Genomic DNA, 24,226 nt, shown 5'->3' with positions numbered 1-24,226 from the left:
AACTCGCACACTTGCTTGTAGGGTAAAACCCGCTAAAACCACACACGGGCCGGAGTCGGGTAACGACTGCGGGGCAATGGAAGAAGGTAAAGTATACACATGAAGGCTGGTTCAAAGTTTTTGAACGCAGTATCGGCGGTCGCGCTGTCTGCTGGTGTTGTGTCTTCGGGAGCAGGTATTGCCGTCCTCGCATCGGCCGTTGCGGCTGAAGCTGCAGTGGTTCAGCGTATCGATGTACGCGGCGCTCAGCGCGTTGGACCCGAGGCTGTACGCTCCAACCTTTCGATCCAGCCGGGTCGGACTTTCTCCAATGCCGACATCGATGAATCGGTCAAGCGTCTCTACGCGACCGGCTTCTTCTCTGATGTTCAGATCTCGGTATCCGGCGGTACGCTCGTCGTAACCGTTGCTGAAAACCAGCTGATCAATCAGGTGGTGTTCAACGGCAACCGCAAGATCAAGGACGACAAGCTTCAGGGCATCGTCCAGACCCAGGCTCAGGGTCCTTACAGCGATAGCCTCATCAGCGCCGATATCCAGCGTATCCGCGAAGCCTATGGCGCCATTGGCCGTAGCGACGTTGAAGTCACGACGCAGGTTGTACCGGTCGCAGAAGGCCGCGTGAACCTGGCTTTCGTGGTCAACGAAGGCGAGCGCACCAAGATCAGCTCGATCAACTTCGTCGGCAACAGCGCCTATTCCGACGGTCGCCTGGCCGCCGTCCTGCAGACCAAGGAATCGGGCATCCTGTCCTTCCTGACCCGCAAGGACGTCTACAATGAAGACAAGCTGCGCGCTGATGAAGAAGCGCTGCGCCAGTTCTATTATAACCACGGTTATGCCGACTTCCGCGTGATCTCTTCTGAGGCCGTGCTGAACGAAACCGGTAACGAATACACCATCAACATCACGGTCGACGAAGGTCAGCGCTATCGCTTTGGTGCGGTATCGGTTGAATCGACTGTCGATGGCATCGACGGTTCCGAGCTTCAGGGCCTCCTGGAGACGCGTGAAGGCGACACGTACAGCGCCCGCGACGTCCAGAAGTCGATGGAAGCCATTTCCCGCCGTGTATCCTCGGCTGGCTATCCCTTTGCCCGCGTTGTGCCGCGTGGTGACCGCAACTTCGAAACCAACACCATCGGCGTGACCTATCTGGTCGATCAGGGTGAGCGCGCCTACGTTGAGCGCATCGAAGTGCGTGGCAACACCCGTACCCGCGACTACGTCATCCGCCGCGAATTCGACATCTCCGAAGGCGACGCCTTCAACCAAGAGACCATCTCGCGCGCCAAGCGCCGTCTGGAAGCGCTCGGCTTCTTCTCCGCGGTCAATATCTCGACCCAGGCTGGCAGCTCGCCGGACCGCGTCGTCGTGATTGTTGATGTTCAGGATCAGCCGACCGGTTCGTTCGGCATCGGCGCTGGTTACTCCGTCGGCGACGGTGGCCTGGTTCTCGAAGCGTCCGTCGAAGAAAAGAACTTCCTCGGCCGTGGTCAGTTCATCCGTCTGGCTGCCGGTGGTGGCTTCGACGACACGCAGACCTACAACTTCTCCTTCACCGAGCCCTATTTCCTCGGTTACCGTCTGGCCGCCGGCTTCGATCTCTTCAAGAGCTCGACCAGCAGCAACTCGGAATACGATTACGAAGAGCAGGGCGGTACGATCCGCGTCACGGCGCCGATCACCGAAGATCTCGCAACGACCCTGCGCTACACCTACAAGACCATCGACTACATCAATGATGGTGCCTTCGGTGCAAACGGTGTTGCCGGCGGTGGCGACGATACGATTGCCGCGCCTTACATCGATGCGATCTCGGGCAGCACCTGGAAGCAGTCGATCCTCGGTCACTCGATCGTTTACAACACGGTCGACGATCGCCAGAACCCGCATGAAGGCATCTATGCGAGCTTTACGCATGAATATGCCGGTCTCGGTGGCGACTCCGAATACTACAAGGCCTTCATCCGCGCCCGCATGTTCTACACCCTGTCGGACGAGTTCGACATCGTAGGCTCGCTGGCTGGTTCGGCCGGTCACGTCGTCGCCCTCGGCGATAACCTGAACGTCTTCGATCAGTTCAAGATCGGCGGCAAGGAAATCCGCGGCTTCGATAACAGCGGCATCGGCCCACGTATCGGTGACGATGCAATCGGCGGCACGACGTACTTCACGGCTTCGGCTGAAGCGACGTTCCCGCTTCCGCTGGTTCCGCAGGATCTCGGCTTCCGCGGCGCAGTCTTCGCTGATGCCGGTACGCTGTTCGGCAGCGAACTGGCGAGCGACGCTGGCGCGCAGGGCACCGGAATGTCGCTCCGTGCATCGGTTGGTGCCGGCCTCGTCTGGAACTCGCCCTTCGGTGCGCTTCGCGTCGACTACGCAGTTCCGGTCGCCAAGGAAGACTTCGACGAGACCCAGGAATTCCGCTTCAGCATGGCGAACCAGTTCTAACACTGGCGGTCCAGAACTGCTGACAGGTTGACGTTCTGGAGCGTTTGCTGATGGAGCATAATCATTTCTTTCCGCCCCATACCGGGGTGACCTTGGCTGCGCTTGCAGCCCACACGGGGGCGGAATTGCAGGATGCGAGCCACGGGGAACGGATCGTTCGATCCGTTTCGCCGGTGGCTCGGGCGAAGGAAGGGGATGTCTGCTACATCCTCTCTCGCCGCAACCGTGACGAACTCACGACCTGCCAGGCCACGGTGATCTTCTGCGAGAAGCCGCTACTTTCCCTGATACCTCCCCATATTCCCGTTCTCGTCGCCAAGAGCGCCCATACGGCATTTGCTCTTGCGGGCGGGCTTTTGCATCCGCAGGGGCTTGCACCTGTGCGCATGACCTCGGAGACGGCAAAAATCTCTCCGGCAGCCTTCGTCGATGCGACGGCACGCCTTGAAGACGGTGTCGAGATCGAGCCTATGGCCGTAATCGGCGCCGATGTCGAAATCGGCAGCGGCACGCGCATTGGCCCAGGTGCTGTGATTGGACCGGGTGTCCGCATCGGTCGTGACTGCATGATTGCCGCCGGCGCGACGGTTCAGGTTGCCCTCGTCGGCAACAATGTCATCATTCACAACGGCGCCCGCATCGGCCAGGATGGCTTCGGCTATGCGCCGGGCCCCCGTGGCATGCTCAAGATCGTTCAGGTCGGCCGCGTCATCATCCAGGATCATGTCGAAATCGGTGCGAACACCACCATCGACCGTGGCACCATGGACGATACCGTGATCGGTGAGGGCACCAAGATCGATAACCTGGTCCAGGTTGGTCACAACGTCCGCATTGGGCGTCATTGTGGCATCGTCAGCCAGGTCGGCATTGCCGGCAGCACGGTCATCGGCGATGGCGTCATGATCGGCGGAGCGGCTGGCGTCAATGGTCATATCAAGATTGGCGACGGCGCACAGATTGCTGCGATGAGCGGCGTTCTTGCAGACGTGCCCCCGGGTGAAAAATACGGCGGCGTCCCGGCCCGCCCATTGAAGGATTATCTGCGCGAGGTGGCGGACACCTTGAGCCGCTATGATGGCCGCGCCAAAGACAAAGGAGCCAGCAATGACTGAAGTCGCGAAGAGCGAATTGGGATCGGCTGATATCCTCGAGATCATGAAGCTTCTGCCCCACCGCTATCCCTTCCTGCTGGTGGACAAGATCATCGAGATTGACGGTGACAATTCTGCCATCGGCATCAAGAACGTAACGGCCAACGAGCCGCACTTCACGGGTCATTTTCCGGAAAGCCCTATCATGCCGGGCGTGCTTCTGATCGAGGGCATGGCCCAGACCGCCGGTGCCATCTGTGCAAGGCTGCAGGGCGAGGGCGGAAATCTCGTCTACTTCATGACGATCGACAATGCCCGTTTCCGCAAGCCTGTTGTGCCGGGTGATCGCGTCGAGTTCCACGTCGTGAAGCAGAAGCAGCGCGGCAACATCTGGAAGTTCCATTGCGACGCCAAGGTTGACGGCGCACTGGTCGCCGAGGCTGACATCGGTGCCATGATCATGCGCAAGGATCAGAAATGAGCCAGATCGCCGCAAGCGCCGTCATCCATCCGATGGCCGTGGTCGAAGACGGAGCGGTGATCGGCGAGAATGTCCGGATCGGTCCGTTCTGCCGGGTCGGTTCGCGCGTGACGCTGAAGGACGGCGTCGAGCTCATTTCGAACGCTGTCGTGACCGGTCTGACCGAAATCGGCGCCGGCACCAAGATCCACCCAATGGCCGTGATCGGTGGTGTCTCGCAGAGCCTTCACGAGGCGGGCGACGATTCCAACCTGGTCGTCGGTGCCAACTGCACCATGCGCGAAGGTGTGACGATGAACTGCGGCACGGTCGGCGGCGGCGGGATCACCCGCGTCGGCGACAATTGCCTGTTCCTCGCCAATTCGCATGTCGCCCATGACTGCATTCTCGGCAATGACATTATCCTGTCCAACAATGTGATGCTGGCTGGCCATGTTCACGTCGGTGACAAGGCCATCCTCAGCGGCGGCTGCGCCGTGCACCAGTTCACCCGTATCGGTCGTCAGGCCTTCATCGGCGGTCTCTCTGCCGTTGCTTATGATGTCATTCCCTATGGCATGCTGAACGGTAATCCTGGCATTCTCGGCGGCCTTAACGTGGTCGGCATGACCCGCGCGGGTATCGAGCGTTCGGTGATCCACCAGGTCCGCCGCGCCTTCAAGCAGATCTTCGAGAGCGAAGGTTCCGCACGCGCCAATGCTGCCGCGATCCGCGACGAGTATCTCGATTGCGCGCCTGTGATCGAGATCCTCGATTTCATCGCGGCCGAAAGCGACCGGGCGCTGTCGTCGCCCCATCGCGGCAAGAACTGATTGATGACGGCGGCCGCGCACCGTGACGGCCTGCCGCGGACCGGTCGCCTCGCGATCATCGCTGGCAGCGGAAAACTGCCGCTCTTCCTGGCCGAAGCTGCTCGCGACGCAGGCGAGGATCCCATAGTCCTCAGGCTGAAGAACGAAGCCGACGATATCTGGCAAGGCTTCGACACCGCTGTCATCGGGGTTGGCGACATGGCGGGCCTGTCAGCGCTTTTCCGGCAGCATGATATACGTCGGGTCGTGATGTCGGGTGCCGTCAAGCGACGCCCGGCTTTCGGCGAGATCCGGGTCAATTGGAAGTCTCTTCTCAAGCTCCCCAGTGCATTGAAGACGCTGCTCGCCGGCGGAGACGATGCTGTCTTGCGTATGGTGATCTCGCTGATCGAGGCGCAAGGCTGCGAAGTGCTCGGCGCGCATGAAATCCTGCCGGGTCTCCTGGCAACGGTCGGGCCGCTCGGCACGGTTTTCCCAGACGCGGATGCGTTGAAGGATATCGACAGGGCCGCAGATGCCGCCGAGACGCTGGGCAGGCTCGACGTCGGGCAGGGGGCGGTTGCGGTCGGTGGCCGCATTGTAGCACTAGAAGGCGTCGAAGGCACCGACGCCATGCTTGCTCGCGTCCAGGGGCTGCGCTCCGAAGGACGGATCTCCCAGCGCCGCAAGGGCGTTCTGGTCAAACTCTGCAAGCCGCAGCAGGATCTTCGGGCTGACCTGCCGACAGTCGGCGTTTCGACTGTCGCAAACGCCAAGGCCGCAGGGCTGGCGGGCATTGCCGTCGAAGCCGGCCGGGCCCTCGTGGTCGAGCGCGACGCGATGATTGCGGCTGCAGATGCCGCCGGGATCTTTGTCGTCGGCATAGACCGGTCTAACAAGGAGCTTGGATCATGAGCGACAAGCCGCTGAAGATCGCCGTGATTGCCGGCGAAGTCTCAGGAGATCTGCTCGGGGCCGATCTTATTGCGCAGCTGAAGGCGATGCATCCGGGGCAAGTCGAACTCGTCGGCGTCGGTGGGGATGCGCTCGAGGAGCAAGGGCTGAGGTCGCTCTTCGATTTTTCCGAGCTGTCGATCATGGGCATCACCCAGGTGCTGTCGAAGCTCCCGCGCCTTATCAAACTGATTTCATTGACATCAGATGCGATCGTCGAGGCAAAGCCCGATCTGCTGTTGATCGTCGATAGCCCGGATTTCACCCATCGCGTGGCAAAGAAGGTGCGGCGCAAGCTGCCGGATCTGCCGGTGATCAACTATGTCTGCCCCAGCGTCTGGGCCTGGAAGGAATACCGCGTTAAAGCCATGCTCGACTATGTCGATGCCGTGCTGGCGGTCCTGCCGTTCGAACCCGCAGTCATGCAGCGGCTCGGTGGGCCGGAAACCCATTTCGTCGGCCATAGACTGTCGAGCCATCCGGATATCCGGCGCATTCGCGAAGCCCGCAAGGCGAGGGCGGTTAAGGGGTCAGGTCAGCCGAAGACCATCCTCCTGTTGCCGGGGTCGCGAGGCAGCGAGATCACCCAGCTCCTGCCGGTGTTCGGGGAAGCGATGAAGGAGTTCGTCGCCCGCAATGGCGAGACGCGCTTCGTGCTGCCCACGGTGGCACGCCAGGAAGCGCGAGTGCGCGACATCACACGAGACTGGACCCTGAGGCCTGACATCCTGGTCGGTGACGAGGCAAAGTGGCGCGCTTTCGAGGAAGCGGATGCCGCGATTGCAGCTTCCGGCACCGTTATCCTGGAGTTGGCGCTCGCCCATGTCCCGGTCGTCTCGACCTACAGGGGCGACTGGATCATCCGGCTGCTCGCCAACCGCATCAAGATCTGGACCGGTGCCCTGCCGAACCTGATTGCCGACTATGCCGTGGTCCCGGAATACTTCAACGACGTGCTTCGGCCTGCAAGCCTCGTGCGGTGGGCCGAACGCCTGTCGCAGGATACACCGCAACGTGCAGCGATGCTCAGCGGATATGACGACGTCTGGCACAAGCTGCAAACGGCACGGCCGGCCGGTGAAGCCGGCGCGACCGTGGTTCTCTCTGTCCTACAAAAGCGTGGGAAGATCTGATCATCAGGCCCAACGGGCGAAGGGATCGGCAAGTCCTTCCCAGGCCGTCGGCGTGAACGTCTCTGCGGCAACGAGGCATTCGTCCAGCTCGGCCATGATCTGCAACTGATCCATGGGATCGGCACCGATGAAGACGATCTCCTGCCGCCGGTCTCCCCATTCCTGGTCGAGATAGGGCGTCATCGCGTTGAGGAAACCCGGATCGTCGGGCCAGCGAGTTTTCGGCACTGATGCCCACCACAGGCCCATCTTGGTCGTCCTGACGAGTGGGCCGGCCTGGCTGAGTTCTCCAACATGATGTGGGCGTGTGGCGAGCCAGAAGAAGCCCTTGGCCCGGATCACACCCGGCCAGGAGCGATCGAGAAAGGCCCGGAACCGGGTGGGGTCGAACGGTGCGCGGGCCCGGTAGACGAAGGAGCGGATCCCGTATTCCTCTGTTTCCGGAACATGGTCCCTAAAGCCGTGCAGTTCCTGGAACCAAAGCGGATGCGTCTCGGCCTTGGCAAAATCGAAGAGCCCGGTCCCGAGGATGTCTTTTGCGGCCACGTGGGCAAAGTCGGTCTCGATGATACGGGCATCGGCATTCAGACCCGCAATGATCTTGCGCGCCGCATCGAGCTGATCCGGGGAAGCTGTGCCGACCTTGTTGAGGATGATCACATCGGCGAATTCGATCTGCTCGACCAGGAGATCGACCAGCGTCCGGTTGTCGTTTTCGCCGGCGGTCTCCCCACGGTCTGCGAGAAAGTCGCTCGAGGAATAGTCGCCGATAAGATTGGCGGCGTCCACCACGGTCACCATGGTGTCGAGCTGTGCGATGTCGGAGAGGCTGCGACCCTGTTCATCGCGGAAGTCGAAGGTGGTGGCAATCGGCAAGGGCTCGGCAATGCCGGTCGCCTCGATCAGCAGATAGTCGAAGCGCCCCTGTTCGGCGAGCCCGCGCACCTCGTTCAAGAGATCGTCGCGCAGCGTGCAACAGATACAGCCATTGCTCATCTCCACCAGTTGCTCCTGCGTGCGCGAAAGCGCGGCATCCCCGCCTCGCACCAGCGCCGCATCGATATTCACCTCACTCATGTCATTGACGATGACCGCGACACGCAAGCCGTCGCGGTTGGCGAGAACATGGTTGAGCAAGGTCGTCTTGCCGGCACCCAGAAATCCGGACAGGACGGTCACGGGAAGCTTCTTCATGAAAAACTCCATTTAATGTAATAACATAACAATCGGTGATCTGAAAAAGGCGGAACCGAAGTCCCGCCTTTTCGCCCGGGGGAGGGATCAGATTACTGCGAGAGGCAGGTGCTCATCGACGTGGAGAGATTGCGCATCAACTGGCCATAGAGACCTGGTCCAGCCTCCAGCGCACCGCCCTCGGGGTCGAGCACGCCCGACTTCGCCTGCGTGCCTTCGGTAACAACGCTGATCAGCTTCGGCTCGAACTGCGGCTCGGCGAATACGCAAGCCGCTCCGAGTTCCTCGATCTTGGCGTGAATGGTCGACAGCCGCTCGGCGCCTGGCATGGTTTCCGGGCTGACGGTCACAGAACCGGCGACCCGCACGCCATAACGCCTTTCGAAATACTGGTAGGCATCGTGGAAGACGATGAAGGGTTTCTCCAGCACCGGCTTCAGCTGCGCTGCAATCTCCGTGTCGAGCGCATCGATTTCGGCATTCAGGGTCGCCAGATTGGCTTCGTAAGCCGCCTTGTTTTCCGGATCGGCGTCACCAAGGCTCTTGGCGATTTCCGCCGCCATCGCCTTGGCATTGCTAGGGTCGAGCCAGAGATGCATGTCGGTGCCGCCATGCTCGTGTTCATCGTGATCATGACCCTCATGGGCATGATCCTCGTGCCCGTCGCCATCACCGGCGGCAGCGACGTCTTCCGGCCCGTGGTCGTGCCCGTGATCATCCGCGTGCTCGGCCTTGGCATGATCGTCATGGCCAGCTTCTTCGGCGCCATGATCATGCGCATGGTCATCAGCGCCTTCGGCGGCCTCGGCATGGTCACCATGGTCGTGACCCTCAAAGGCACCGCCTTCGCGGAACGGCAGCTTGGTCAGGCCCGGCGCGTCTTCGAGTTCGACCACCTTGGCATTCTTCGGCAAAGCCTCGAGCGGCTTATCCAGGAAGGCTTCGAGACCAGGGCCCACCCAGAAAACGACATCGGCATTTTCGAGGGCCCGGGCGTTGGACGGCTTCAGCGTATAGGTATGCGGGGAGGCAGCACCCTCGACGATCAGCGACGGCTCGCCGACACCCTTCATGATCGAAGCGACGAGCGAGTGGATAGGCTTGATCGAGACCACGACGTCAGGCGCTGCCATGGCGAAAGCGGGCGACAGGAAAAGCAGCGCCGTCGAGGCAGCCAGTCCGAGGCGATAGCGGGTCATGCAATGCTCCTGAGGATGGTTATGTAATACTATTACCTAAGTTGCGTTATGCTATAACGTGTGGCATAGGAGGTGGCAACATCAAAATCTCGAGAAACCTATGAATGCCATGAAATCACGGGAGGCCGCACCGCTGGTGTCACTCACCGGCGCTGGTGTCTACCGAAACGGCCGCTGGCTCGTGCGCGGGGTCGATTTCTCCGTTCGCCCCGGTGAGATCGTCACTCTGATCGGCCCCAACGGATCCGGCAAGTCGACGAGCGCCAAGATGGCGATCGGTGTGACCAAGGCGGACGAGGGCAGGGTGGAGCGGAAGCCCGGCCTGCGCGTCGGTTACGTGCCACAGCGCCTCTCGGTCGACTGGACCATGCCGCTGACGGTTCGCCGCCTGATGACCCTGACGGCACCTTTGTCCGCTGAGGAGGTCAACACGGCACTCGAAGCCGTCGGCATCGCCCATCTCGCCGGTGCAGAGGTCCAGCACCTGTCGGGCGGGGAATTCCAGCGGGCCCTGCTCGCCCGTGCGATGGCGCGCAAGCCCGATATTCTGGTTCTCGACGAACCCGTCCAGGGCGTCGATTTCTCCGGTGAGATCGCGCTCTACGACCTCATCACCTCTATCCGCAATTCAACCGGCTGCGGCATTCTTCTGATCTCGCATGACCTGCATGTGGTGATGGCGGAAACCGACACGGTCATCTGTCTCAACGGCCATGTCTGCTGCCGGGGAACCCCGGCGGCGGTCAGCCAGAGCCCGGAATACATGCGGCTCTTCGGTGCCAAGGCTGCACAGACGCTCGCCGTCTACAGCCACGACCACGACCATACACATCTGCCCGATGGGCGTGTCCAGCACGCCGATGGCAGCGTGACCGATCACTGCCATCCTGAAGACGGGCACCACCATCACGACCACCAGGATCACCATGGCCACGATCACCATGATGGCCATGACCATGGGCCCCACAAGAACCGGGAGCACGATCATGCTGGATGACTTCTTCATCCGCGCCATGCTCGCCGGCATCGGCCTTGCTCTCACGACCGGCCCGCTCGGCTGTTTCGTCATCTGGCGGCGCATGGCCTATTTCGGCGACACGATGGCCCATTCGGCCTTGCTCGGCGTCGCGCTGTCGCTCTTCTTCTCGCTGAACCTGATGGTCAGCGTCTTCGTTGTCGCGGCACTCGTCTCGCTGATCCTGATCGTTCTGCAGAAGCGCCAGGGTCTCTCTGCCGATGCCCTGCTCGGCATCTTGAGCCATGCCACATTGGCGATCGGCCTTGTTATGGTCGCCTTCATGAGCTGGGTCCGTTTCGACCTCATCGCCTTCCTCTTCGGTGACATTCTGGCCGTGACACCGACGGATGTGGCCATCGTCTGGATCGGTGGTTTCGTGGTGGTGGGCGTCATCGCCTGGCTCTGGCGGCCCCTGCTGGCCGGGACCGTGAATGTCGAACTCGCTGAAGCTGAGGGCATGCAGCCCGAACGCGCACGGCTGATCTTCATGTTGCTGATGGCGCTGGTCATTGCAATCGCGATGAAGATCGTCGGCATCATGCTGATCACGTCTCTGCTGATCATCCCAGCCGCGGCCGCCCGACGCTTTGCGACGACACCAGAAGTCATGGCCGTGCTCGCCTCGTTGATCGGCGCCGTGGCCGTTGTCATGGGCCTCTTCGGCTCGCTGACCTACGACACGCCGTCCGGACCGTCGATCGTGGTTGCCGCTCTCCTTCTCTTCATCATCAGCCTGCTGCCCCGACCTGGCGCCAGGACAACCGACCTTCGATCGAGGGGCTGAACCCATGACCAAGACCGATCTCACGCGCAATCAGTCCCTCGTCTTCGACGCACTTGTCGGCAGCGACGGACCGCTCTCGGCCTATACCCTGCTCGACCGTCTGCGGGAGCACGGCTTCCGTGCACCGCTGCAGGTCTATAGGGCGCTCGATAAGCTGGTCGAATTCGGGATGGTCCATCGGCTCGAGAGCCTAAACGCCTTCGTCGCCTGTGCGCATCCGCATGATGGCTGCTCGGGACATGGCACTGTGGCCTTCATGATCTGCAACAAGTGCGGACACGTGACGGAATTCCACGACCACGACGTTGACCACCGGCTGGAAACCATCACGCGTGGCCGCAGCTTCAAGCCGGAAAAGACGACGATCGAGATCAGGGGATTTTGTGCGACCTGTGCGGAAATTGCTGCCTGACGGCAGTAGCGCTCACATTGGCTGCAGGTCCGCCGCGAAACGGCGCCAGTTGCGCACATAGTTTTCCGCCGACAGCTTGAGCCCCGCAATCGCCACCTCGTCGAGGGTGCGGACGACCCGGGCGGGAGAGCCGACGATCAGGGAATTGTCCGGAAAGTTCTTGCCTTCCGTGATCAGCGAATTGGCCCCGACCAGGCAGTTATCGCCGATCTGGGCGCCGTTCAGCACGGTTGCGCCCATTCCGATCAGCGAGTTATTGCCGATCGTGCAGCCATGAATGATTGCGTGGTGACCAATGGTGCAGCCCTCGCCGATCGTGACGCCTTTACCGGGATCGGTATGCATCATCACGCCGTCCTGGATATTGGTGCCGGCACCGATCACGATCGGATCATTGTCGCCACGCAAAACCGCGCCGAACCAGATACCGACATCCTCGCCGAGCTGCACGTCGCCGATGACCTGGGCATCCGGCGCGATCCAGTAACTCCCGGCGCCCGGCAGTTTCGGCACCCTGTCTCCCAGACGGTAGAGCGGCATAGGCGGATCCGTCTGTTCAGCGCAAGCGCATGATGACCGGGAAACGCCCGGCCTGAGACGTCACGTGAAGATGGATGCTGGCCTCGGGTTGCGAATAACGCCAGGCCCGGGCGCCGTGAGAGAGCAGAAGCCCGATGAGGTCCTTGGTCTTGGAGCGCTTTTCGCGAAGCCCCAGATCGGCGAGGCGATAGGCTGCCTCATGCAAGGGATGCAGCACACCGCTTGAAGGCGCGAGGCCGCTATTGTCCTGACCATCAACCGGTTGATGTCGGAAGTCTTTCGTTGCCATTCCGTATTCCTCGTAAACAGTACAAATCGAGGTTTCGGGTGACCGTGTTACTGGGCAGCTGCCCAGCAACCGATTCCCTTCTTCTTCAGGGCGTTACATGCATTCACCGCGTCCTTCTGTTCGTCGAAGCCGCCAAAACGGGCGCGGTAGATCTGTTGGGCACCATCGCCATAGGCGACAGTGAAGGGGGTGGCGGAACGCAATACCTTTCCGCCTTTTTCCTGCGCATTGCGCAAGAGATCCATGGCCAGGTCCTTGTCGGGCGAGGTGCCGATCTGCACGACCCAGCCCGAGCTTGGCGTGGTTGATGCAGTCGTGACCGCATCGACATCCGGCGGCATTGTAGAAGCTGCAGCGACCGACTGAGTGGGCGCGGCAGGCGCAATTGCAGCACCGGAATCCGGCATGTAGGCAGGCGCCGGCTGCGGAACAGGCACCGCCGGCGTGGCGCTGGGTGCAACGGGACGCATTGTCTCAAGAGCGGCACTTGCTGCATTGCCTGCCGGCGATGCGGCATAGGCCTGTGCTACGCCGCTGTAGCGAACGGTCGGCAGAGGACCGGTCTGCGGCAGGTTCGGAACACTGCCGCCGCCAAGCGATGCTGTTGCCTGAGCAGGCGCGACCGAGGTGTCGTTCTTGACGATCAGGTTGCCACCGCCGCGGCTCGAAGATGCAGCCGGAAGATAACGCTGCACGAGATTGGTCATCTGCGCATTGCGGCGTGCACCGGATGTTGCGCCGAGCACGACGGCGACGATCGAACGACCATCGGCCTGTGCGGAGGTCGCGAGGTTATAGCCGGCAGCGCGGGTATAACCGGTCTTGATACCGTCAACGCCGCGCACCTGGCCGAGCAGGCGGTTGTGATTGCCGATCGTCTGCTTGCCGAAGCGGAAGCTACGGGTGGAGAAGTAGCCGTAATACTGCGGGAAGTGCTGGCGAAGGGCGATGCTGAGGCGGGCCTGATCACGCGCGGTGGTCATCTGCGCGGTGTTTGGCAGGCCATGCGCATTGCGATAGGTCGTCTTGGTCATCCCCAGGCTTCGGGCCTTGGATGTCATCATCTGCGCGAAACGCTGCTCGGAGCCGCCGAGATATTCGGCAAGAGCGGTCGCGACGTCGTTCGCAGAGCGGGTGACCAGCGCCATGATGCCTTGCTCGACGGTGATGCTGCGCCCAGTGCCAACGCCCAGCTTGGACGGCGGCTCCTTGGCGGCATTGGCCGAGAAGGGAACCTTGCTGTTGAGCGAAATCTTGCCCGCTTCAAGCGCTTCGAAGACCATGTATAGGGTCATCATCTTGGTAAGCGAGGCTGGATAACGCAGGCTGTCAGCGTTCTCACTGTAGAGAACCTTGCCGGTCTTGGCATCGATCACGACGCCTGCATATTTCGGGTTGGCCTGTGCGACACTGACGGCAGCGACACTAGCCACGAGGACCGCAAACAGCGTGAGGACAAGCCGGCGAAGAACGGCTGCGACGTTGAAGCTTCCCAAAACTTTATGCACCACGATACTCTTTGAATCTAACAATTGACGACAGGGCGCTCTCCCCCAATCGCGACCATCTCGAGGGACCCTACGGAATTAGCCTTACCAAGAGGTTTATGATGAACGGTCGGTTGACGCTTTGAGTTGATTTTTAAGCGTCGCGGCAGCCGGGGCCGCGTGGGCGCGGCCAGCCACGTATTGGCGCACGGCCTGATCGATCTTGGCCCAATCGGCAAGCATCTGGCTTGAAAAGCGGTAGAGGACGGTGAGATCTTCGCCGACATGGATGTCGCGCTGGCAGTCGCTGGCGGTTGCGTCCTCGGACGTCATCGGCATCAGGCAGCGGATGGCGTAGGTCGTGCCATCTGGCAGCGTGCCGGTGAGCAACTGTTCGCCTTCGTAGCCGGTGGCGCTCTTGAAGGTTTGCAGGGTCAGGCCGGCAGGCCCAGGCGTGGGCGGGCCATCAAACAGATGCCGATAGATGGGCTCGATACGCCCGGACATGTCTCTCGACATTGTGCTCTGTGAAATCTGCAGAAAGATCAGGGAGTTTGCCAGCGTCAGGTCGTCGAAGCGCCGGCGCTCCGCGCTCGCGTATCCGGTAAGCTCCGGCCAGAGGAGATAGAGATCCACCCGTTCAGCGGGTCCGCCTTGGCGCTGTGGCTCGAAGCGGATCACGTTTGCCGGCAAGGCGAGTTCGTCGCGCCCGATGACGATGTTGACGATCTCGGTGCTCTCGGTGTGCCCCGCCAACGACAGGCGCTCGCCATAGGCGCGTCCATACCAGCTGATCGCGAACGAGGCGGCGGCCAGGAGAAGAATCGCGAGCATCGCAATGACGAGGAAGCGCGTCGAGATCAGGGGGGGCTCGTTTTCATCCGCCTCCGGTCTGCTGATTTCGCCTCGCATCGTTTGTCCATCCCCTCGGCGCAACCGCGATAGCGTGGCTGATCCCGACATGAGACTTCGATGAACGTGGTTAATTTTCGGTGAAATTTCCGAGGCCCGTGGCGGGACGCTGAGCAAAAAGAGAGCCGGTCCCGGTTGGACGGGACCGGCTCATTGGCTCCGGTCGGGGGACGGGTAGGCGGGGACAGACCGGGCCAGAAGCGGAGGTGGCGTGTGGTTTATTGAGACACGCTGCCGACGATGCCTGCGCGTCCGTCCTGGAGCTTCACCCAGCGACCCGGATTGCTCGAAGATTGACGCTTCAGGTAAGTGTATTCGGTCTCCGACCACAGCAGCACCTTGTTGCGCATGTTGTCGAGAATGAAGTCGCCGTGGTCCGTGCGCACCGTGAGCACGGCATGGCCTTCGCCATTCGGCTGCAGGACGACGGTCATCAGCAGGTCGGCCGGGTCGACGCCGCGGTCGACCAGCATCTTGCGCTTCAGCAACGCGAAGTCTTCGCAATCGCCGACGCTGCGCGGATAGGTCCAGCGCTCTTCAACGCCATAGATCTCCATGTCGGTGAGCGGGGTGATCGAGCTGTTGACGGTGTAGTTGACGTCGAGGATAGCCTTCCAGAGGTCCTCGGTCAGAACCATCGGCCCACTATCCGCCTGGCTGCCGGCGCATTCGCCGGAATAGGTCTGACAGAATTCGTAGTGACCGATCGGCGGGTTGGCCTTTCCGACCACCTGCATGTTGGCCGGCATGGCCGACACCTGAAAAGCGAGGACGCCAGCGATAGCGGCGGCCAGAGTTCCAATACCCAGATTTTTCTTTGTTGTCATTGGTTGTCTCCCGGTAATGGAGATAGCAATGACATGGATATTTTGATCGTCCGCGAAGAATAGCGGTAAGATAAACGACGAAGTATCTGAAAATCAGATTCTATATTTACATGTATTTGCGCTTTATTTGATTATATATTGAAGAAAATTTACAGAAAAATTGAGCGGTATTTTATCAAGCCTCTGTGGCTGGGCGGCGATCGATGCCGATAAATGTCAATAAAACAGAGGCTTGTGGTTTTTCCGATCGGAAGAGAATAGCACTGGGGTAGAAGCTAGGATTGGCTTTGAGAAGTAAAGAGCAGCAATTCGCAGTCGACCAAAGTGGCCGCTTGGCTCACTCGCCGGGGCGTATCTAGTCAGTTTTGCGATCGAAATTTTTTGAAAAATGTTGTGCCGCTCTGGCACGATTTCTGTTTGGGCATAGAAAAAGGCGCCTTGCGGGATCCGCAGGCGCCTTTTTCATTGGATGTCGTGGAGGATCAGAGGAACTCGGTGAGAGCTTCCTTCGACTGCAGCGTCAGGAATTCGACGGCGACGCCTTCCATGAAGTGGCGCACGACGCGGCCACGCATGTTGCCGAGGCGGACGGCCGATCCGATCGGCGGACGGATGTCGATATCGACGGCTGCGCCCGAAAGCGAAAGGTCCATGAGGCGGCAGGGATAGGTCTTGCCATCTTCGAGCGTGAGCTCTGTCCGCGTCTGGCGCGGCGTCAATCGGTCATGACGGCGGTCTTCAGGCAGGCCGAGCTCGTGCTTGTTGGCAATCCAGGTGAGCTGGGCTGCTAGTTTCTCGCGCTTGCGCACCGTCGCATTGATGGAAATGACGAAGCCGTCCTCGGTCAGCTTGACCACCGTCCCCTCGATCCGGCCGAGGTGATCGATATAGGCGATCACACGTTCACCCGGGCGTGGCATGCCCGCGCAAGCGAAGCGAACGTCGCCCGGCGACATGTCGATCACCTTGCAGACATACTCTTCGTAAGTGGCAAGCATGAGTCGACCCTGCAGGCTGACGGCGACGCGCTGAAAGGCACGTTGCTGTCCCGGCGATGCGATCGTGTTGCTCTGGCTTGCCTGCGTAGAGTACATCATGGAGAATCTGTCTGTTCCTCTGTCGCTTAACAGTAGGCGGCGAGCCGTTAATATAGTGTTTGCTTTTGGTCGCGCTTTTTCGAGACGGAACGTTATTTGCTTGGCGATTAAGGTTAAGCGAAGGTTGAGATTGCCCTTTTCGTATCGAGATGGCATCTCGTCTTCATCAGACGCGAAGGGCAGCCTTCGGCACCAACTCCAGTCGGCGCGACGTTTCGTCGAGCGCCAACCGGCCACTCGGTTTCCGGGTGGCCTTTTTTTTATCCGCCGCCTGCATTACCTGAGTTGAGCTGAAGAAGAGGAAGCGCAGATGCAGGATGAGACAGGAACTCGAGGCGAAGCGCTTCCGACAGGAGAGCCCTATGCCTCGAACCGAGAGCCGGTTTCCTCGCCTGAGCCACCGATCTTCAATCTGCCGACAGGCGTTCTAGCAGCGCTCGGTTTGATCTGTGGCATTTACGCGCTGCAGGAACTCTTCCTCTCGGCTCCGTTCAATCAGTGGGTCGCCGTCGAGTTCGGCTTCTCCCCCATTCGCTATCTCTATCCGTTCTCTGAGCAGTCGCTGGCCTGGCTCTGGTCGCCGGTCACCTATTCGCTGCTGCATGGCAGTTTCGAGCATCTCGCGTTCAACAGCCTGTGGCTTGCCGCCTTTGGCACGCCGGTCTGCCGGCGAATCGGAGAGACCAGGTTTGTCTTGTTCTGGATCGTCTCCTCCGTGGCAGCTGCCGCGCTTCACGCAGCGGTCAACTGGGGCGTGCCCTCCTTGATGGTGGGGGCCTCGGGCGTTATTTCCGCGCTGATGGGGGCTGCTTGCCGTTTCGCCTTCGGCGAACGTCAGCGGAACTTTGCGCGTCTCACAGGCGCGGAGCCGCCGCTGCTTTCGGTGGGGCAGGCGCTTGCCGATAAAACTGTGCGGGTTTTCATCATTGTCTGGTTCCTCGGCAATGTCGCCATCGCGCTCGGCCTGCCGATGCTCGGCAGCGATTCGACCGCGATCGCCTGGGATGCCCATATCGGTGGCTTTCTCCTGGGCTTCTTCTGCTTTGCTCTTTTCGATCCCCATAGCCGCCGGGCCACAAGGGCGTGATCGAGCGCTTATTGCATTCCGCTTGAATAAAGGGCACGATTTTGGTCCGGCAGTCTGAGGAGGGTTGGGCTGCCGACCGAGTGTTCTATGCGAGGAGGAACGCATGCCTGCATCAGCCAGAAGCATACTCGACCAAAAGGGCCGCAACGTTATCACGATCAGCCCGACAGTGACCTTGGGCGAAGCCGCCCATGTGCTGGAAGAACACAAGATCGGTGCCGCCGTCGTGGTCGGCATGGAAAACCGGATCGTCGGCATCTTCACCGAGCGTGACGTGGTGCGTGCGATCGGGTCGGAAGGCAAGAATGCCTTCGATCAACCGGTGTCGGCCTTCATGACGGCCAATGTCTATCGCTGCCGCGAAGAGACCAGCGTCAACGAACTGATGGAAATGATGTCGACCCGTCGTTTCCGCCATGTGCCCGTCGAGGACAATGGCAAGCTTTCCGGCATCATCTCGATCGGTGACGTGGTGAAGTCGCGTATCCGCGAGATCGAGCAAGAGGCCGAACACATCAAGGCCTATATCGCCGGATGATACGGCGAGAGAACAGAGCCGAGTGACGGGGCGGCGGCGACGCCGCCTCTAGCGCAAGACGGCTTCCTGCATCCGGCGGATCTCTGTGACCCGCATCTTGGCTTCTTCATAACCGCGTTCAATCGCTTCTCCGGCCCTGTGGAATTCCGACAGTCCGATATCGTTGAGACGTGGATGAAGTGCGAGATCAGGAGGATCGCCGGCGAGGCGTGCACGCGAGATGCGGTCCTGGATAATGTTGAACGCCTGCACCATCACGCCGGTCAGGCCGACCTTGTTGGGTGCACGCGCCGTTTCAGTGTGTGCCTGCGAGGGCATCGAGGCCTTGTGCTTGACCACGGCCGAGCGACCAAAGACGTCGTAGTGCAGGTTAACGGCCATCACGAGCGGCTGCTCATAGGCGCGGCAGACAGAGACCGGCACCGGATTGACGAGCGCACCATCGATCAGGGTTCTGTTGTTGCAGTGAACGGGCTCGAAGATGCCGGGCAGGGCGTAAGAAGCTCTCAGTGCCGTGATCAGGCTTCCGCCATCGATCCACACCTCATGTCCGCTGTTCAATTCGGATGCCACAGCGACGAAGGGTTTCGGCAGTTCCTCGACGGTCAGTCCTTCGAGATGTTCCTGCATCCGTTTGGTAAGCCGCATGCCGCCCAGAAGGCCTCCACCACCGATGGTGAGATCGAGCAGCGAGGCTATGCGGCGCATCGTGAGGGAGCGCGCAAACGCCTCCAATTCGTCAAGCTTTCCGGCAAGATAGCATCCGCCAACCAGGGCGCCGATCGATGTGCCGGCGATCATGCCGACTTCGATGCCTTCCTCGTCGAGGGCTCTCAAGACGCCGATATGGGCCCAGCCGCGCGCAGCCCCGCCACCGAGAGCCAAGGCCACTTTTGCCTTAGGGCGTTTTTCAGGAACGATAGGACCGGGCGGCGTTGTCCCGCCATCCTTGGACGGCTGCGCGACGCCCGCGCCGCCATTTGAAATCATGCTCCAGTTCAGCATCTCCGCTACCCCATTAGCTGAACAATCTGAACTATATTAGGACACCGTCTGCTTACGATTTCGTTATGCGGGGTGGCCGTCAGTGGCCGTAGACGTGATCCGGATCGAAATGGCGGTGATCGTCGGCAATGGTCAGCGACGGCTTGCCATCGACGGACTGGGCGGAGCGGTAGAAGCAGGAGCGACGGCCCGTATGGCAGGTCGCGTCATGCCCGGCGACTTCCACCTTCAGCCAGATGGCATCCTGGTCGCAATCGACGCGCATTTCCTTGACGGTCTGGAGGTTGCCAGAGCTTTCGCCCTTCTTCCAGATCTTGCCGCGCGAGCGGCTGAAATAGTGGCCGATCCCGGTCTCCATGGTCAAAGCGATCGCTTCGGCGTTCATATGCGCGACCATGAGCAGTTCGCCGTCACGCGCATCCGTAACCACTGCCGTCACCAGGCCGTGGTCGTCGAATTTGGGCGTGAAGAAGAGCCCCTCTTCGAGGATCTTTTTGTCCGCGGAGGGTGCATCGAAAACGAAACCGGACATGGGGTACTCGCGGGCTTAGCGGCTGCGAACCATGGACATGAAGTGCGCCTGCTCGGCGGCATTGTCCTTGAAGGCGCCTGTGAAGGTTGTGGTGAGCGTCGTAGATCCCGTCTTCTGGATCCCGCGCATGGCCATGCACATATGCTCGGCCTCGAGAAAAACCGCAACCCCGCGTGGTTGCAGCGTCTCATCGATCGCATGCGCGATCTGGGCCGTCATGTTCTCCTGCGTCTGCAGGCGCTTGGCGAAGACATCGACCACCCGCGCGATCTTGGAAAGGCCAAGAACACGGCCCTTCGGCAGATAGGCGACATGGGCCTTGCCCATCACCGGCAGCATGTGGTGTTCACAATGCGAGAAGAAGGAGATATCGCGGACCAAAACCATGTCGTCATAGCCGCCGACTTCTTCGAAGGTGCGCCCAAGCACATCCTCAATATCGGCCGAATAGCCCGAGAATAGTTCGCCATAGGCCTTGGCGACGCGGGCTGGCGTATCGAGCAAGCCTTCGCGCTCCGGATCGTCTCCGGCCCATAGCAGAAGCGTCCGAACGGCCTGTTCGGCCTCTTCGCGCGTCGGGCGCGGCGCTTCTGTGGTCAGTTTCGTGACGATGGCGTCCATGGCCTTGGTCTCCCGGTCCCGTCCGAGACGGGCCGCTGGTTTGGCTTTGCCGGATTGTAAATGCGTAATGCGGCTCATAATGCAAGTCCGTTGTCGCTGTTTGCGGTGAGAAGATCGAACCTTGAGGGTCGGCTTGCGTTTGTCCTGTGCCAGTCCCTTGGATATAGTGGGCGCCGAAAACGATATAAAGGCCAAGGCTGCGACATGATGGCGGCGACAATGTAGCAGCCAATCCCTATATACGGGGGAAGCGCCAGAGTGGATTGACCATGGACGACATCTACAACACCAAGATCCTCGAGTTTGCCGGCAATATCAGCCGCATCGGCACGCTTCCCGATGCGCCAGCCGTATCGGAAAAACATTCGAAGCTGTGCGGCTCCCGCGTCAAGGTCTACCTCAAGGTCGAAGACGGCGTGGTAGCCGACTTCGCCCACGAGGTGAAGGCCTGTGCGCTGGGTCAGGCCTCTTCCGGAATCATGGCCCGCCATGTGGTGGGAGCAACTGCGGCGGAGTTGCGCCAGGCAAGGCTGGAGATGCTTGCTATGCTGAAGGAAAACGGCGAGGGACCTTCCGGTCGTTTCGAAGACATGCGTTTCCTCAAGCCCGTGCGTGACTACAAGGCCCGCCATGCGTCCACCATGCTGACCTTTGACGCCGTGGTCGACTGTCTTGACCAGATCGAGCACCAGACCGTGGCTGCCGAGGCGAGCTGATCATGTGCAATGGCCCCAACTGCGGGCATGGTCCGGACGATCTTCGTCCGCGCGGCCGGAATTGGTCTGGCCCCTTTCGCAAGACGCCGGGCCGCCTGCTTGGCATGGGGCTGATCCGCTTCTACCAGCTCACCTTGTCCAGCCTCGTCGGCAGCTCCTGCCGTCACATGCCGACCTGCTCGGAATACGGCTATGAGGCCGTCGCGCGACATGGTCTCTGGTCGGGTGGCTGGCTGACGCTGTTTCGCGTCGTCCGCTGCGGGCCCGGCGGCACCTGGGGACCGGATCCGGTTCCCGAGACCTTGGAGCAGCGCTTCACCTGGTATGCGCCCTGGCGCCTCTGGACCTTCGGTCGCAAGAAGCTCAGCTGATCAGGGTTCAACCAATCCCAGGCCTCGCACTAAGATCGGCTGCACGAATCATTGCGGAGACGACGCATGCCAATGCCGCTTGAGTATCGCCAGGCTTCAGCCGATTTCGACGCCTTCATGAAGGACCTGGTCGCCACATCGATGCTGACCTCTTCGCATCAGGCCTACACCATGCTGCAGGCCGTGCTTCAGGTGTTTCGCCACCGCCTCTCCGTCGGCCAGGCCATCGCCTTCGCGAACATGCTGCCACCGGTCTTGCGCGCGATATTCGTCAGCGACTGGGACGTAGACGCGCCTGCTAGGCCCTTCGTCGCACGCGATGAGCTGATGAAGGAAGTTCGTGCGCTGCGCCACGACCACAACCTCTCGACTGAAACTGCCATCGAAGACGTCACCACCGTGATCCGTCGCCACGTCGATCCCGCAGCTTTCGAGAGGGTGCTTAAGACCCTGCCGCCCGAGGCCCGGGACTTCTGGTTCATGGGGCAGGGATAGCAAGATCCTTTACTCAGCAGCGCTTTCGTCCTAAGGAGCGCCGGTAAATCGCGGGATCCAACCCGCCCCTTTCACCACCCGCATTCGTTGGCGGGACTGGATCAGGAGACATAGCATGTCCGCTTCCGTATCTCTCACTTTCCCCGATGGTTCTATCCGCGAATACGCTGCCGGCACGACTGGCGCGCAGGTCGCTGAATCGATTTCCAAGTCGCTCGCTAAGAAGGCCGTCGCGATTGCGCTCGATGGCACGGTGCGCGACCTCTCTGACCCCATCGTCGATGGCAAGATCGAGATCGTCACCCGCACCGATCCGCGTGCGCTCGAACTCATTCGCCATGACGCCGCACACGTGATGGCCGAGGCCGTGCAGGAACTCTGGCCCGGCACCCAGGTGACCATCGGTCCAGTGATCGAGAACGGCTTCTATTACGACTTCGCCAAGGACGAGCCCTTTACGCCGGACGATCTGCCGAAGATCGAAAAGCGCATGAAGGAGATCATCCAGCGAAACAAGCCTTTCACCAAGGAAGTCTGGTCGCGCGACAAGGCCAAGGAAGTCTTCGCCTCCAAGGGTGAGAAGTACAAGGTCGAGCTCGTCGACGCGATCCCGGCAGACCAGGATCTGAAGATCTACTATCAGGGCGATTGGTTCGACCTCTGCCGTGGACCGCATATGGCGTCCACCGGTCAGATCGGCATGGCCTTCAAGCTGATGAAGGTGGCCGGTGCCTATTGGCGCGGTGACAGCAACAACGCCATGCTGAGCCGCATCTACGGCACCGCCTTTGCCGAACAGGAAGAGCTGGACCGCTACCTGCACATTCTGGCTGAAGCGGAAAAGCGCGATCACCGCAAGCTTGGCCGTGAAATGGATCTCTTCCATTTCCAGGAAGAGGGTCCGGGCGTCGTCTTCTGGCACGGCAAGGGCTGGCGCATGTTCCAGACGCTGACCTCCTACATGCGCCGTCGTCTCGACGGCACCTACCAGGAAGTCAACGCGCCGCAGGTGCTCGACAAGTCGCTGTGGGAGACCTCTGGCCACTGGGGCTGGTACCAGGAGAACATGTTTGCCGTGAAGTCGGCCCATGCCTTCACCCACCCCGACGATGAGGAAGCCGACCAGAAGGTCTTCGCGCTGAAGCCGATGAACTGCCCGGGCCACGTGCAGATCTTCAAGCACGGCCTGAAGTCTTATCGCGAACTGCCGGTCCGCCTCGCCGAGTTCGGCAATGTTCACCGCTACGAAGCCTCCGGCGCGCTGCACGGCCTGATGCGCGTCCGCGGCTTCACCCAGGACGACGCGCACGTCTTCTGCACGGAAGAGCAGATGGCGGCGGAATGCCTGCGCATCAACGACCTGATCCTGTCGGTCTACGAGGACTTCGGCTTCGGTGAAATCGTCGTCAAGCTCTCCACCCGTCCGGAAAAGCGCGTGGGTTCAGACGATCTCTGGGATCGCGCCGAAAGCGTGATGATGGAGGTCTTGAAGCAGATCGAGGAACAGTCCGGCGGTCGCATCAAGACCGGCATTCTGCCGGGCGAGGGTGCCTTCTACGGTCCGAAGTTCGAATACACCCTGCGCGATGCCATTGGCCGTGAATGGCAGTGCGGCACGACCCAGGTCGACTTCAACCTGCCGGAACGCTTCGGCGCCTTCTACATCGACGACAAGTCGGAGAAGAAGCAGCCGGTCATGATCCATCGCGCCATCTGCGGTTCCATGGAGCGCTTCCTCGGCATCCTGATCGAGAACTTTGCCGGCCATATGCCGCTCTGGTTCGCACCGCTGCAGGTCGTCGTGGCAACGATCACGTCCGATGCCGATGACTATGGTCGCGAAGTCGCCGAACAGCTGCGTGACGCCGGCCTTCAGGTCGAGACGGACTTCCGCAACGAGAAGATCAACTACAAGGTCCGTGAGCATTCCGTGACCAAGGTTCCGGTGATCATCGTCTGCGGCAAGCGTGAAGCGGAAGAAAAGACCGTCAACATCCGTCGCCTGGGTTCGCAGGAGCAGGTGTCCATGCCGCTCGTTGAAGCCGTGGCGGTACTGGCAGGCGAAGCAACCCCGCCTGACGTCAAGCGCAAGCTGGCGAACCGCAAGGTCTGAGCAAAAAGGCTGGCAGGGCGTCACCGCCCTGTCAGACGCCTGTCATCGAATTGGCATATGACGGAACGATGATCTTCCGTCC

At 60.8% G+C, this 24,226-nt stretch carries 26 protein-coding genes; 15 read left to right on the top strand and 11 right to left on the bottom strand.

Going from position 1 to position 24,226, the window contains the following annotated elements:
* Positions 1-99 precede the first annotated feature (99 nt).
* The 6 genes from bamA to lpxB are packed head-to-tail and all read left to right on the top strand — an operon-like array spanning position 100 to position 6,907.
* Complete coding sequence (bamA, locus tag AC02Y0_RS08620; protein ID WP_476383504.1) at positions 100-2,454, top strand: outer membrane protein assembly factor BamA; 2,355 nt, start codon at positions 100-102, stop codon at positions 2,452-2,454.
* A gap of 50 nt (positions 2,455-2,504) precedes the next feature.
* On the top strand, positions 2,505-3,569 hold the full coding sequence (lpxD, locus tag AC02Y0_RS08615) for a UDP-3-O-(3-hydroxymyristoyl)glucosamine N-acyltransferase (RefSeq protein WP_476383503.1): 1,065 nt from the start codon (positions 2,505-2,507) through the stop codon (positions 3,567-3,569).
* Positions 3,562-4,029, top strand: coding sequence for a 3-hydroxyacyl-ACP dehydratase FabZ (fabZ, locus tag AC02Y0_RS08610; RefSeq protein WP_476383501.1), 468 nt, complete (start codon positions 3,562-3,564; stop codon positions 4,027-4,029). Before lpxD ends, fabZ begins: the two co-directional genes overlap by 8 nt.
* Entirely contained in the window at positions 4,026-4,841 is an 816-nt protein-coding gene (gene lpxA, locus AC02Y0_RS08605; RefSeq protein WP_476383500.1) for an acyl-ACP--UDP-N-acetylglucosamine O-acyltransferase, read from the top strand. The genes fabZ and lpxA overlap by 4 nt, the downstream gene beginning before the upstream one ends.
* Before the next feature lie 3 nt (positions 4,842-4,844).
* On the top strand, positions 4,845-5,735 hold the full coding sequence (locus AC02Y0_RS08600; RefSeq protein ID WP_476383499.1) for an LpxI family protein: 891 nt from the start codon (positions 4,845-4,847) through the stop codon (positions 5,733-5,735).
* Positions 5,732-6,907, top strand: coding sequence for a lipid-A-disaccharide synthase (lpxB, locus tag AC02Y0_RS08595; RefSeq protein WP_476383497.1), 1,176 nt, complete (start codon positions 5,732-5,734; stop codon positions 6,905-6,907). The genes AC02Y0_RS08600 and lpxB overlap by 4 nt, the downstream gene beginning before the upstream one ends.
* 3 nt (positions 6,908-6,910) lie before the next feature.
* Here the strand turns inward: lpxB and AC02Y0_RS08590 are convergent, their stop codons facing one another.
* Both AC02Y0_RS08590 and znuA read right to left on the bottom strand, forming a co-directional pair.
* The gene (locus tag AC02Y0_RS08590; RefSeq protein WP_476383496.1) at positions 6,911-8,101 is read right to left on the bottom strand and encodes a GTP-binding protein; all 1,191 of its coding nucleotides are present in this window, start codon (positions 8,099-8,101) and stop codon (positions 6,911-6,913) included.
* A 92-nt stretch (positions 8,102-8,193) separates the two neighbouring features.
* Positions 8,194-9,300: a zinc ABC transporter substrate-binding protein ZnuA gene (gene znuA / locus AC02Y0_RS08585; RefSeq protein ID WP_476383495.1), complete on the bottom strand. Its 1,107-nt coding sequence runs from the start codon at positions 9,298-9,300 to the stop codon at positions 8,194-8,196.
* Between the two features lie 100 nt (positions 9,301-9,400).
* On the opposite strand from znuA, the gene znuC reads away from it, so the two are divergent.
* From znuC to AC02Y0_RS08570, 3 genes are read left to right on the top strand one after another with little or no spacing between them, the layout of a single operon-like run.
* Entirely contained in the window at positions 9,401-10,297 is an 897-nt protein-coding gene (gene znuC / locus AC02Y0_RS08580; RefSeq protein WP_476383494.1) for a zinc ABC transporter ATP-binding protein ZnuC, read from the top strand.
* Complete coding sequence (gene znuB / locus AC02Y0_RS08575; protein WP_476383493.1) at positions 10,287-11,102, top strand: zinc ABC transporter permease subunit ZnuB; 816 nt, start codon at positions 10,287-10,289, stop codon at positions 11,100-11,102. Before znuC ends, znuB begins: the two co-directional genes overlap by 11 nt.
* 4 nt (positions 11,103-11,106) lie before the next feature.
* Complete coding sequence (locus tag AC02Y0_RS08570) at positions 11,107-11,514, top strand: Fur family transcriptional regulator (protein WP_444557180.1); 408 nt, start codon at positions 11,107-11,109, stop codon at positions 11,512-11,514.
* A 12-nt stretch (positions 11,515-11,526) separates the two neighbouring features.
* On the opposite strand, the gene AC02Y0_RS08565 is transcribed toward AC02Y0_RS08570, so the two are convergent.
* The 6 genes from AC02Y0_RS08565 to AC02Y0_RS08540 form a co-directional block, all read right to left on the bottom strand.
* Positions 11,527-12,054, bottom strand: coding sequence for a gamma carbonic anhydrase family protein (locus tag AC02Y0_RS08565; RefSeq protein WP_476383492.1), 528 nt, complete (start codon positions 12,052-12,054; stop codon positions 11,527-11,529).
* A gap of 16 nt (positions 12,055-12,070) precedes the next feature.
* Complete coding sequence (locus AC02Y0_RS08560; protein WP_476383491.1) at positions 12,071-12,343, bottom strand: hypothetical protein; 273 nt, start codon at positions 12,341-12,343, stop codon at positions 12,071-12,073.
* A gap of 47 nt (positions 12,344-12,390) precedes the next feature.
* Entirely contained in the window at positions 12,391-13,791 is a 1,401-nt protein-coding gene (locus AC02Y0_RS08555) for a D-alanyl-D-alanine carboxypeptidase (RefSeq protein ID WP_476383999.1), read from the bottom strand.
* Between the two features lie 156 nt (positions 13,792-13,947).
* Positions 13,948-14,742, bottom strand: a complete 795-nt coding sequence (locus AC02Y0_RS08550; RefSeq protein WP_476383490.1) for a hypothetical protein — start codon at positions 14,740-14,742, stop codon at positions 13,948-13,950.
* A 218-nt stretch (positions 14,743-14,960) separates the two neighbouring features.
* Positions 14,961-15,569 (bottom strand): transglutaminase-like cysteine peptidase, encoded by a 609-nt coding sequence (locus AC02Y0_RS08545; protein ID WP_102019996.1) that lies wholly within the window; start codon positions 15,567-15,569, stop codon positions 14,961-14,963.
* Between the two features lie 482 nt (positions 15,570-16,051).
* Positions 16,052-16,663, bottom strand: coding sequence for a PilZ domain-containing protein (locus AC02Y0_RS08540; protein WP_476383998.1), 612 nt, complete (start codon positions 16,661-16,663; stop codon positions 16,052-16,054).
* 313 nt (positions 16,664-16,976) lie between these two features.
* Between AC02Y0_RS08540 and AC02Y0_RS08535 the strand changes: the two genes are divergently transcribed.
* Positions 16,977-17,753, top strand: coding sequence for a rhomboid family intramembrane serine protease (locus AC02Y0_RS08535; RefSeq protein WP_476383489.1), 777 nt, complete (start codon positions 16,977-16,979; stop codon positions 17,751-17,753).
* A 103-nt stretch (positions 17,754-17,856) separates the two neighbouring features.
* Positions 17,857-18,291, top strand: coding sequence for a CBS domain-containing protein (locus AC02Y0_RS08530; RefSeq protein WP_444557175.1), 435 nt, complete (start codon positions 17,857-17,859; stop codon positions 18,289-18,291).
* A 48-nt stretch (positions 18,292-18,339) separates the two neighbouring features.
* On the opposite strand, the gene AC02Y0_RS08525 is transcribed toward AC02Y0_RS08530, so the two are convergent.
* The 3 genes from AC02Y0_RS08525 to folE form a co-directional block, all read right to left on the bottom strand.
* Positions 18,340-19,296, bottom strand: coding sequence for a patatin-like phospholipase family protein (locus AC02Y0_RS08525; protein WP_476383488.1), 957 nt, complete (start codon positions 19,294-19,296; stop codon positions 18,340-18,342).
* 79 nt (positions 19,297-19,375) lie between these two features.
* Positions 19,376-19,828: a phosphoribosyl-AMP cyclohydrolase gene (gene hisI, locus AC02Y0_RS08520; protein WP_476383487.1), complete on the bottom strand. Its 453-nt coding sequence runs from the start codon at positions 19,826-19,828 to the stop codon at positions 19,376-19,378.
* Positions 19,829-19,843: 15 nt separating this feature from the next.
* The gene (folE, locus tag AC02Y0_RS08515) at positions 19,844-20,449 is read right to left on the bottom strand and encodes a GTP cyclohydrolase I FolE (protein WP_476383997.1); all 606 of its coding nucleotides are present in this window, start codon (positions 20,447-20,449) and stop codon (positions 19,844-19,846) included.
* 269 nt (positions 20,450-20,718) lie between these two features.
* Here folE and AC02Y0_RS08510 point away from each other — a divergent pair, with 269 nt between their 5' ends.
* From AC02Y0_RS08510 to thrS, 4 genes are all read left to right on the top strand, one after another.
* Positions 20,719-21,165, top strand: a complete 447-nt coding sequence (locus tag AC02Y0_RS08510) for an iron-sulfur cluster assembly scaffold protein (protein WP_476383486.1) — start codon at positions 20,719-20,721, stop codon at positions 21,163-21,165.
* A gap of 2 nt (positions 21,166-21,167) precedes the next feature.
* Entirely contained in the window at positions 21,168-21,536 is a 369-nt protein-coding gene (yidD, locus tag AC02Y0_RS08505) for a membrane protein insertion efficiency factor YidD (protein ID WP_476383485.1), read from the top strand.
* Positions 21,537-21,602: 66 nt separating this feature from the next.
* Entirely contained in the window at positions 21,603-22,031 is a 429-nt protein-coding gene (locus AC02Y0_RS08500; protein ID WP_476383484.1) for a DUF2267 domain-containing protein, read from the top strand.
* Between the two features lie 115 nt (positions 22,032-22,146).
* Positions 22,147-24,144 (top strand): threonine--tRNA ligase, encoded by a 1,998-nt coding sequence (gene thrS, locus AC02Y0_RS08495; protein WP_476383483.1) that lies wholly within the window; start codon positions 22,147-22,149, stop codon positions 24,142-24,144.
* Positions 24,145-24,226: the final 82 nt, after the last annotated feature.

The organism is Allorhizobium sp. nf9_anc (assembly GCF_056323085.1).
This window is presented reverse-complemented; position numbering and strand designations above follow the sequence as displayed.